The organism is Caulobacter sp. D5, assembly GCF_003185805.1.
Lineage (GTDB): Bacteria > Pseudomonadota > Alphaproteobacteria > Caulobacterales > Caulobacteraceae > Caulobacter.
On sequence record NZ_QHJY01000094.1, the window covers coordinates 1 to 9644 of the forward strand.

At 68.5% G+C, this 9644-nt stretch carries 8 protein-coding genes and 1 pseudogene; 7 read left to right on the forward strand and 2 right to left on the reverse strand.

The window, feature by feature from the left end:
* The 7 genes from murF to DMC18_RS07225 form a co-directional block, all read left to right on the forward strand.
* Nucleotides 1–1115: UDP-N-acetylmuramoyl-tripeptide--D-alanyl-D-alanine ligase (murF, locus tag DMC18_RS07195; RefSeq protein WP_110132804.1), on the forward strand; the 1115-nt coding region annotated here is incomplete at its 5' end.
* Complete coding sequence (gene mraY, locus DMC18_RS07200; RefSeq protein WP_110121402.1) at nt 1115–2230, forward strand: phospho-N-acetylmuramoyl-pentapeptide-transferase; 1116 nt, start codon at nt 1115–1117, stop codon at nt 2228–2230. The genes murF and mraY, both read left to right, overlap by 1 nt.
* A gap of 15 nt (nt 2231–2245) precedes the next feature.
* Entirely contained in the window at nt 2246–3655 is a 1410-nt protein-coding gene (gene murD, locus DMC18_RS07205; RefSeq protein ID WP_110121403.1) for a UDP-N-acetylmuramoyl-L-alanine--D-glutamate ligase, read from the forward strand.
* Between the two features lie 258 nt (nt 3656–3913).
* A complete protein-coding gene (locus tag DMC18_RS07210) occupies nt 3914–5035 on the forward strand; it encodes an alpha/beta fold hydrolase (protein WP_158285875.1) in 1122 nt (373 codons plus the stop codon).
* An 80-nt stretch (nt 5036–5115) separates the two neighbouring features.
* Nucleotides 5116–6288, forward strand: coding sequence for a putative lipid II flippase FtsW (gene ftsW / locus DMC18_RS07215; RefSeq protein WP_110121405.1), 1173 nt, complete (start codon nt 5116–5118; stop codon nt 6286–6288).
* 76 nt (nt 6289–6364) lie between these two features.
* Nucleotides 6365–7453 (forward strand): undecaprenyldiphospho-muramoylpentapeptide beta-N-acetylglucosaminyltransferase, encoded by a 1089-nt coding sequence (gene murG, locus DMC18_RS07220; protein WP_110121406.1) that lies wholly within the window; start codon nt 6365–6367, stop codon nt 7451–7453.
* Nucleotides 7454–7674: 221 nt separating this feature from the next.
* Entirely contained in the window at nt 7675–8289 is a 615-nt protein-coding gene (locus tag DMC18_RS07225; RefSeq protein ID WP_110121407.1) for a DUF1134 domain-containing protein, read from the forward strand.
* 134 nt (nt 8290–8423) lie between these two features.
* On the opposite strand, the gene DMC18_RS07230 is transcribed toward DMC18_RS07225, so the two are convergent.
* Nucleotides 8424–8951 (reverse strand): TIGR00645 family protein, encoded by a 528-nt coding sequence (locus tag DMC18_RS07230; RefSeq protein WP_110121408.1) that lies wholly within the window; start codon nt 8949–8951, stop codon nt 8424–8426.
* A gap of 105 nt (nt 8952–9056) precedes the next feature.
* Nucleotides 9057–9644 (reverse strand): annotated as a pseudogene (locus DMC18_RS07235) (hypothetical protein); the annotation flags it as partial.

Here is a 9644-nt window from a genome sequence, read left to right on the forward strand (position 1 = left end):
CCGCCCGCGAGCGCGCCCCGCAGGCCCGCCGCGGCGCCGTCACCGGTTCGGTCGGCAAGACCAGCGTCACCCGCGCCGTCGAGGCCGGCCTGCGTCGCGCCGGCAAGGCCCACGCCTCGGTGAAGTCGTACAACAATCACATCGGCGTGCCCCTGACGCTGGCCCGCATGCCGCGCGACACCGAGCGCGCGGTGTTCGAGGTCGGCATGAACCACGCCGACGAAATCACTCCGCTGTCGAAGTTCATCCGCCCGCACGCGGTGGCGATCACCACGGTCGGTCCGGTGCACCTGGAGAACTTCGCCGAGGGCGAGATCGGCGTGGCCAAGGCAAAGGCCGAGATCTTCGACGGGCTGGAGCCCGGCGGCGTCGCCGTGCTGAACGCCGACAATCAGTGGTTCGACCTGCTGAAGGCGCAGGCCGAAAAGGTCGGCGCCGCCGTGCGCAGCTTCGGCCGCGACGGGACCAGCGCGCGCCTCCTGGACTTCGTGGTCGAGGGCGCCGGCGCGACCGTCGTCGCCGAGTTGGACGGCGAGGCCGTTTCCTTCCCGATCCGCCAGACCGGCGTGCACTGGGGGCCCAACAGCCTGTGCGTGCTGCTGATGCTGGAGGCGCTCGGCGTCGATCGCGCCACGGCCCTGGCCGCTCTGGCCGAGTTCGCGCCGATCGAGGGCCGCGGGGCCGAGCAGACGGTGGCCGTCGAGGGCGGCGCGTTCACCCTGGTCGACGAGAGCTACAACGCCAATCCGGTGTCGATGCAGGCCGCCCTGGCGACGCTGGGCGCGCGCAAGGTTAAGGGCCGCCGCATCGTCGCCCTGACCGACATGCTGGAGCTGGGCCCCGACAGCCCGCGCTTCCACGCGCAGCTGGCGGAGCCGATCGCCCAGGCTGACATCGATCTGGTGTTCTGCGCAGGGCCGTTAATGATGTCGCTGTGGAACGCGCTTCCAGAGATGCGCCGCGGCGGCTATGCGGACGCCGCGCCCGAGTTGGCGGAAAAGATCGTAGCGGCCGTAGAGCCGAACGACGTGGTGATGGTGAAGGGGTCGAACGGATCTCGGGCCGGCGCTATCGCCGCCGCCCTGTCCGCGCTCGGCCGGCGGGAACAAGTCTGATGCTGTATTTCCTCTACGAATGGCTCTCGCGGGGCGGTCACGAGCACGTTCCGGTCCTGAACCTGCTGAAGTACCTGACCTTCCGCACCGGCATGTCGATGCTGACGGCCTATATCGTGGCCGTGGCCATGGGCTCGCGCTTCATCCGCTGGATGAAGGCCAAGCAGGGCAAGGGCCAGCCGATCCGCACCGACGGCATCGAGCGCCACGTGCTCGAAAAGTCCGGCACGCCCACCATGGGCGGCTTCATGATCCTGGCCGGCCTGTTCGTCGGCTCGCTGCTGTTCGCCGACCTGCGCAACGTCCACGTCTGGGTGGTGCTGGGCATCACGGCGGCCTTTGGCTTGCTGGGCTTCATGGACGACTACGCCAAGGTCACCAAGCAGACGACCGCCGGCCTTTCCAGCGGCCAGAAGCTGGTCGCCCAGTTCATCGTCTCGATCATCGCCGCCGTGGCCCTGATCGTCTTCGCCCCTAAGTCGCAGATGACGCCGGGGCTCGAGACCTCGGTGGTGTTCCCGATCCTCAAGAACCTGGTGATCAATCTCGGCTGGTTCTACGTGGCCTTCGCCGCCATCACGATCGCCGGCTTCTCGAACGCCGTGAACCTGACCGACGGCCTGGACGGCCTGGCCATCGTGCCGGTGATGTTCGCCGCCTCGACCTTCGGCCTGATCGCCTACCTCGTCGGCAACTACAAGTTCGCCGACTATCTGAACCTGCACTTCGTGCCGAGCGTCGGCGAGCTGGCGGTGCTGTGCGGCGCCATCATCGGCGGCGGCATGGGCTTCCTCTGGTATAACGCGCCCCCCGCCAAGATCTTCATGGGCGACACCGGCTCGCTGGCCCTGGGCGGCGCGCTGGGCTCGATCGCCGTCTGCGCCAAGCACGAGCTGGTTCTCGGCATCGTCGGCGGCCTGTTCGTGGCCGAGGCGCTGAGCGTGATGATCCAGGTCGCCTACTTCAAGAAGACCGGCAAGCGCATCTTCCTGATGGCGCCGATCCATCACCATTTCGAAAAGCTGGGCTGGGCCGAGAGCACCGTCGTCGTCCGTTTCTGGATCGTCGCCATGATGCTGTCGTTCGTCGGCCTCGCCACGCTGAAGCTACGGTAAGGGGGAGGGCGCGCGATGATCCCGGTCCGTGGGTTCGAAGACAAGACGGTGGCGGTGTTTGGCCTCGGCCGCACCGGCCTGACGGCCGCGCGCGCCCTGATCGCCGGCGGCGCCAAGGTCGCCCTGTGGGACGAGAAGGAAGCCAGCCGCGAGGCCGCGCGGGCCGAGGGCCTGCCGGTCGTCGACCTGTCCACGGCCGACTGGAGCGCCTTCGCCGCCCTGATGCTGTCGCCGGGCGTGCCGCTGACCCATCCCAAGCCCCACTGGACCGTCGACAAGGCCAAGGAAGCCGGCGTCGAGATCCTGGGCGACGTCGAGCTCTTCGCCCGCACGGTCAACGCCGCGCCCGAGCACAAGAAGCCGAAGATCATCGCCATCACCGGCACCAACGGCAAGTCGACCACTACGGCCCTGATCGGCCATCTGTGCCAGCAGGCCGGCCGCGACACCCGCGTCGGCGGCAACATCGGCGCCGGGATCCTCGGTCTCGAAGACATGCACGGCGGGGCCGTCTACGTGCTGGAGCTGTCGAGCTATCAGCTGGACCTGACTTCCAGCCTGCACGCCGACGCCACGGTGCTCTTGAACCTGTCGCCCGACCACATCGACCGTCACGGCTCGATGGAGGGCTATATCGCCGCCAAGCGCCGGATCTTCCTCAACCAGGGCAAGGGCGACACGGCGATCATCGGGGTGGACGATCCCTGGTGCCAGCAGATCTGCACCGAGATCACCGCCGCCAACCGCCGCACCATCTGGCCGATCAGCGCCGGCAAGGCCATGGGCCGGGGCGTCTACGCCCTGCAAGGCGTGCTCTACGACGCCACCGGCGAGCGCGTCACCGAGATGGCCGACCTGCTGCGCGCCCGCAGCCTGCCGGGCCGCCACAACTGGCAGAACGCCGCGGCCGCCTACGCCGCCGCCATCGCCATCGGCATTCCGCCCCAGCAGGCGGTCGAGGGGCTGATGACCTTCCCGGGTCTGGCCCACCGCATGGAGACGGTCGGCAAGATCGGACGCGTCGCCTTCGTCAACGATAGCAAGGCCACCAACGCCGACGCCGCCCGCCAGGCGATGTCGAGCTATCCGAAGTTCTACTGGATCGCCGGCGGCGTGCCCAAGGCCGGCGGCATCGAGGACCTTCAGGACCTGTTCCCGCGCGTGGCCTGCGCCTACCTGATCGGCCAGGCGTCCGACGAGTTCGGCAAGACCCTGGACGGCAAGGCTCCGGTCAAGCAGTGCGGCGACATCGAGACCGCCGTCGCCGCCGCCCATGCCGACGCGGCCGCCACCGGCCAGGACGCCATCGTCCTGCTCTCGCCGGCCTGCGCCTCGTTCGACCAGTTCGCCGACTTCGAAGCCCGGGGCGAAGCGTTCCGCGCGGCGGTCAACGGCTTGGTGAAGCCGAAGGCGAAGCGGGCTTAAGGCTTTTTGATCCCTCTCTCTTTGAGAGAGGGAGGGGCCCATGGCGAAAGCCATGGGAGGGTGAGAGGTAACAAACTCACCAAGTATGGCGCTGCCGAGCGGCGCTTCTTCCGGCCAACGCTGTAACCCCTCACCCTCCCACCGCTGCGCGGCGGGCCCCTCCCTCTCCCTATGGAAGAGGGATTTAATTTTACGCTTGTAAGAATCTTTCGCGCGCCCTCATGTGACTACGCGTGTAGTTTTCATTCGAGGGGCGTGATGAGCAAGACGAAGACATGGCTGCGCCGGGGCGCGGTCGGGCTGGCGGCGTTGACGGTGGCGGTCGTGGGCGGGGCGGCCGCGACGCGGGCCTTCCTGCAGCACGAGACGGCCGAGCGGCTGCGGATCGACTCGGAGAAGGGCGTCCAGGAAAGCGGCTTCGTGAAACTGCCCAGCGGCGAGCAGTGGGTCGTGGTGCGCGGCGAGAACCGCGACAATCCGGTGCTGCTGGTCGTGCATGGCGGCGGGGTGGCGACCTCGCTGTTCGCCGAGGACTTCAAGAGCTGGGAGAAGGACTTCACGGTCGTGCACTGGGACCGTCGCGACCACGGCAAGAGCCTGGCCCGCGCCGGCGGCCGCATCGATCCGAACCAGGGCGTCGACAGCTTCGTCGCCGACGGCCTGGCCCTGACCGAGCACCTGCGGACCCGGCTGCACAAGCCGCGCATCGCCCTTCTGGGCTGGTCGTGGGGTTCGCGCGTGTCGCTGACCATGGCGCACCTGCGACCGGACCTGTTCTCGGTCTATGTCGGCACCGGCCAGGCGGTCGACAACAGCGCCCGCGACCGCCACGTCTACGATCACATGCTGGAAGTGGCTAAGACCGGCAAACATCCCGAGCTGCTGGCCAAGCTGACCGGGCTGGGGCCGCCGCCCTATGACCCGCCCAGCCGCTGGAAGGAGGTCGACGACCTCGAGCCGATCTACCTGAAGACCGAAGGCCCCAAGAAGACCGACGGCCAGCTCTACGCCCAGGCTCTGGCCATGCCCGACTGGAGCATCAGGGACCTGCTGACCTACAAGGACGGCGGCAGGATCATCCGCCGCCAGCGCGCCCTGGCCGTCTATGTCGCCAACAACGACTGGAAGGCCGCGCCCCTGGGCAAGGACTTCGCCATGCCGATGGTGCTGATCCAGGGCGAGTACGACCATCCCGACTTCGTGCGGCCCTGGTTCGATGGCCTCAACGCGCCGAGCAAGGACCTGGTGGTGCTGCCCGGCACAGGGCACGCCGCCATCCAGATGCAGTCGGTCCGCTTCGGCCAGGCCCTGCACGACCACGTTCTGCCCCTGGCCAAGGCCCGGGAGTATCCCGACGCCACGGCCAAGCCTGTGGAATGATGGAAAAATTTCCGGCGGTCGCGATTTCGTCGCGGCCGTCGGCAAGACTCGATTAACCGTAACGGCCGACTCTTGCCCCCATGCGCCAGCAGACCGCCCACGCCTTCGCCCGGACCGACCGCTCGCCCCTCGGGGTGTGGTGGTGGACGACCGATCGCTGGCTGCTGGGCGCGACCGCGATCCTGGTCACGGTGGGCGTCTTGCTGTCGTTCGCCTCCAGCCCGGCCGCGGCCCAGCGGATCGGCATCGACGACCAGTTCCACTTCGCTATCCGCCAGCTGGTGTTCGGCGTCGGCGCGGCGACGATCGTGCTGGCCGTGTCGATGCTCAGTCCCAAGGGCATCCGGCGGGCGGCGTTCTTCATCTACATCGTCGCCATCGGCGTGATGGCGGCCCTGCCGTTCATCGGCCACAGCGCCAAGGGCGCGGCCCGCTGGCTGATGATCGGCGGCTTCACCTTCCAGCCGTCGGAATTCATGAAGCCGGCCCTGATCATCCTGGTCTCGTGGATGTTCGCCGAAGGCCAGAAGGGCGAGGGCGTGCCGGGCGTGTCGATCGCCTTCGGCCTCTATTTCATCGCCGTGGGCCTGCTGCTGATGCAGCCCGACGTCGGCCAGACCGTGCTGATCACCATCGCCTTCGGGGCCGCCTTCTGGATGGCCGGGGTGCCGATCTCGTGGATCATGGGCCTGGGCGCGGTGGCGCTGGGCGGCCTCGGCTCGACCTACTTCCTGTTCGACCACGTGCACGCCCGCGTGCAGAAGTTCCTCAGCCCCGACCAGGCCGACACCCACCAGGTTACCCGCGCCGCCGAGGCCATCCACGCCGGCGGCCTGTTCGGGCGCGGCCCGGGCGAGGGCGTCATGAAGCGCCACGTGCCCGACCTGCACACCGACTTCATCTATTCGGTGGCGGCCGAGGAGTACGGCCTCGTCTTCTCCCTGGCCCTGATCAGCCTGTTCGCCTTCGTCGTGGTGCGCGGGCTCTACAAGTCGATGAAGCTGGCGGATCCCTTCGAACAGGTCGCTTCGGCCGGTCTTTTCGTGCTGTTGGGCCAGCAGACGTTCATCAATGTCGCTGTGAACTTGAACATGATCCCGACCAAGGGCATGACCCTACCGTTCATCAGCTACGGCGGCTCGTCGATGCTGGCCATGGGACTGACCCTGGGGATGGCGCTGGCGTTGACCCGCAAGCGGCCCGGGTCCTATGGCGGCGGCGGGCCGTTCGGCCAGGCGGGGGCCTTCGACTGAAGGCTCCCGGGTTAGGGAGACTGCAGTTGCGTAACCTCTTCACGCGTCCCTCCATCCGTTTCGCGGACCAGGCCTGATGAGCGGCAAGCTGGCGATCGTCGCCGCCGGGGGCACCGGCGGCCACATGTTTCCCGCCCAGGCGCTGTCCGAAGCCCTGATCGCGCGCGGCTGGCGCGTGGTGCTGGCCACCGACGAGCGCGGCGCCTTCTACGCCGACAAGTTTCCCGCCGAAGAGCGGTTGGCCCTGTCGGCCGCCACGGCCAAGGCCAGCGATCCGATCGGCATGGTCAAGGCCGGGGTGGCGGTGTTCCAGGGCGTGATGCAGGCCAAGGCCGCCTTCGCCCGGCTGAACCCGTCGGTGGTGGTCGGCTTCGGCGGCTATCCCGCCCTGCCGGCCCTGCTGGCCGCGCTGCTGGAAAAGCGCCCGACCGTCATCCACGAACAGAACGCCGTGCTGGGCCGCGTGAACCGGTTCCTGGCGCCCTATGTCGGCGAGGTCGCCTGCGCCTTCCCGACGCTGGAGCTGGCCAAGCCGGCCGTGAAGGCCCGCGCCCATGTGGTCGGCAGCCCGGTGCGTCCGGAGATCCGCGACCTGGCCCAGACCCCCTACCTGCCGCCCGAAGTGCAGCTGCGTATCCTTGTGACCGGCGGCAGCCAGGGCGCTCGCCTGCTGTCGGAGCTGGTGCCCGAGGCCGTCGCCAAGCTGCCCGAAGAGATGCGCGGCCGCATGAAGGTGTTCCAGCAGGCTCGCGCCGAGAGCATGGAGCACGCCCGCAAGATCTATCGCAACGCCATGGTCGACTGCGAGGTCGCGCCGTTCTTCCGCGACATGGCCGGGCGCCTGCGCCAGAGCCACCTGGTCGTCGGCCGGGCCGGCTCCTCGACCTGCTGCGAGCTGGCCGTGGCCGGCCGCCCGTCGATCCTGGTGCCGCTGAAGATCGCCGCCGACGACCACCAGCGCTTCAACGCCAAGCTGCTGGAAGAGGCCGGGGGCGCGGCGGTGTGCCTGGAGGACGAGCTGACGGTCGACGCCCTGGCCGGCGCCCTGAACGCCCTGCTCAAGAACCCCGACCGCTTGGCCCGCATGGCCAAGGGCGCCCGCTCGGTGGCCGCGCCCGACGCGGCGGAGAAGCTGGCGGACCTTGTAGAGCGCACCGCGCGTTAGATATCGCAGGTCCAGTCGGGAACATGCTTAACCGCGCGTTAAGCAACGCGCCCCAAACCGGACATGAAAGCCTGTGACAGTGCCGACACGTTAGAGCTTGCCTGATCCTGGCTAACGCCAGGAGCAGATCAGCAGGCTCTAAAGTCAAATACGAGAGCGTGGCGGTCGCCGAAACCGCCTACACTTTCGGCTGTCACGCTCTAGCCTTGCGAGAAAGACACATGGACCGTCGCTCTCTGATCCTCTCTGGCATGGCCTCCGGCCTGACCTCCGTGGGCCTGGGCGCCTGCGCCAGCACCTCGCAGCCGCATAATCCCGGCCCCGACGCGCCGACCTACGACACCGGCGCGGCCGCCACCTATTCGGCCGACGAGATGATCCGCGCCACGTCGGACTTCCTCGGCGTCACGGCCGAGAGCGCCGGCGCGGCCATCGAGCGGATCTTCCGCGAGCGCGGCCAGCCCACTGGCTACATCGCCGGCGAAGAGGGCTCGGGCGCCATCGGCGTGGGCCTGCGCTATGGTCGCGGCCTGCTCTACATGAAGAACCGCCCGACCCAAGAAACCTTCTGGCAGGGCCCGTCGATCGGCTGGGACTGGGGTGGCAACGCCAGCCGGGTCTTCACCCTGTGCTATAATCTGCAGTACCCGGACGCCATCTTCCGCCGCTTCCCCGGCGTCGAGGGCAGCGCCTATCTCGTGGGCGGCCTGGGCGTGAACTACCAGAAGGCCGACACCATCGTCCTGGCCCCGATCCGCGCCGGCGTCGGCCTGCGCCTGGGCGCCAATGTCGGCTACCTGGCCTACAGCCGCCAACGCAACATCCTGCCCTTCTAAGATCCCGGGATCCTTCTCCCCTTGCGGGAGAAGGTGTCAGCGAAGCTGAAGGATGAGGGGTCTCTCAGACACAAGACGCCGCGACAGCCGATCAGCTTTCGCGGCGTTTCTGTACGTGGGCCTCGCCCCCGTGATCAGTGCTTGGTCACCTTGCTGTTCAGCCAGTCCATCACGGCCAGCAGCACGCCCGAGACCACGAACGACAGGTGCACCACCACCAGCCAGAGCAGGCGCGGCTGGTCGAGCGGGACCTGCGGCTCGGTCAGCTTCAGGAACGATTTCAGCAGGGCGATGGCCGAGATCGCCACGATCGAGGCGATCAGCTTCATCTTCAGGCCCGAGAAGTCGACCGTGCCCATCCAGTCGGGGCGGTCCTCGTGGCTGGCGGTGTCGATCTTGGAGACGAAGTTCTCGTAGCCCGACAGGATGACGATCACCAGCAGGTTGGCCGCCAGCGACAGGTCGATCAGCGACAGCGCCAGCAGGATCGCGTCCTCCGGCTTCATCGACGGCACGTTGGGCAGCTCGTGGAACAGCTCCTGGAAGAACACCACGATCAGCGCCGCCAGGGCGACCACCAGGCCGACATAGAACGGGGCCATCAGCCAGCGCGAGGCGAACAGGCCGCGCTCCAGCAGGGTCTCGATCACGGGCTTCTTCATGCGTCTCTCCGCAGTGGTCCCCCGACCAAGCCTAGCTAGGCTTTTTGACGGGCGCGCGTCATCCGCTTTCGGCGCCTTGTGAGCGGCCGGTCTTCACCGACGACATTAGTCGTCGGTGAAGTAGTCGGCGACGGCGGCCTCGAGCGTCTCCATCCGGAAGCCCGGCGTAGAGGCCCGGTTCAGCGCCCGACGGATCTGCCAGGCCGAGCGGCCGACGTGCACGCCTATGCCGCGCAGTTCGGCGACGACCGCGTCGCGGGTGGCCTCGTCGACGGCCTTGTTGTTCTGCAGCCGGGCCTGGTCGAGCCGCCAGCCGAAGAAGGCGTCGGGCGTCAGCTCGATCACCGCGCCCGGGGCGGGCAGCCACTCGTAGATGGCGCTGCGCTCGTCCAGGGCGTCGTCGACATAGCCGGCCAGGCAGTTGCGGTAACGGCGGGCCGCCTCGCGGATGGCCGCGACGGTGGCCAGGGGCTTCAGCCGCTCGGTGCCCGGATGTGGGGGCTTGGGCATCTCCAGCCGGAAGTCGTCGGCCACCAGGGCGAACAGCGCCCGGGCGTTGGCCGCGCGGTTCCAGGCGGCGATCCGCTCGGCCAGCACCGGCGGCGACAGCCGGCGCGACAGCACGGCGTGGGCCTCGGCCAGCAGCTCGGCCTGGGCCGGGCTCATCCGCACCGCGCCGACGCCTTCGGCGCG

Bases quoted from the DNA above. Each gene is read 5' to 3' on its own strand.
- murG (WP_110121406.1), top strand. From the start codon at position 6,365: ATGAGCGGCAAGCTGGCGATCGTCGCCGCCGGGGGCACCGGCGGCCAC.
- DMC18_RS07230 (WP_110121408.1), bottom strand. From the start codon at position 8,951: ATGAAGAAGCCCGTGATCGAGACCCTGCTGGAGCGCGGCCTGTTCGCC.
- ftsW (WP_110121405.1), top strand. From the start codon at position 5,116: ATGCGCCAGCAGACCGCCCACGCCTTCGCCCGGACCGACCGCTCGCCC.
- murD (WP_110121403.1), top strand. From the start codon at position 2,246: ATGATCCCGGTCCGTGGGTTCGAAGACAAGACGGTGGCGGTGTTTGGC.
- DMC18_RS07225 (WP_110121407.1), top strand. From the start codon at position 7,675: ATGGACCGTCGCTCTCTGATCCTCTCTGGCATGGCCTCCGGCCTGACC.
- mraY (WP_110121402.1), top strand. From the start codon at position 1,115: ATGCTGTATTTCCTCTACGAATGGCTCTCGCGGGGCGGTCACGAGCAC.
- DMC18_RS07210 (WP_158285875.1), top strand. From the start codon at position 3,914: ATGAGCAAGACGAAGACATGGCTGCGCCGGGGCGCGGTCGGGCTGGCG.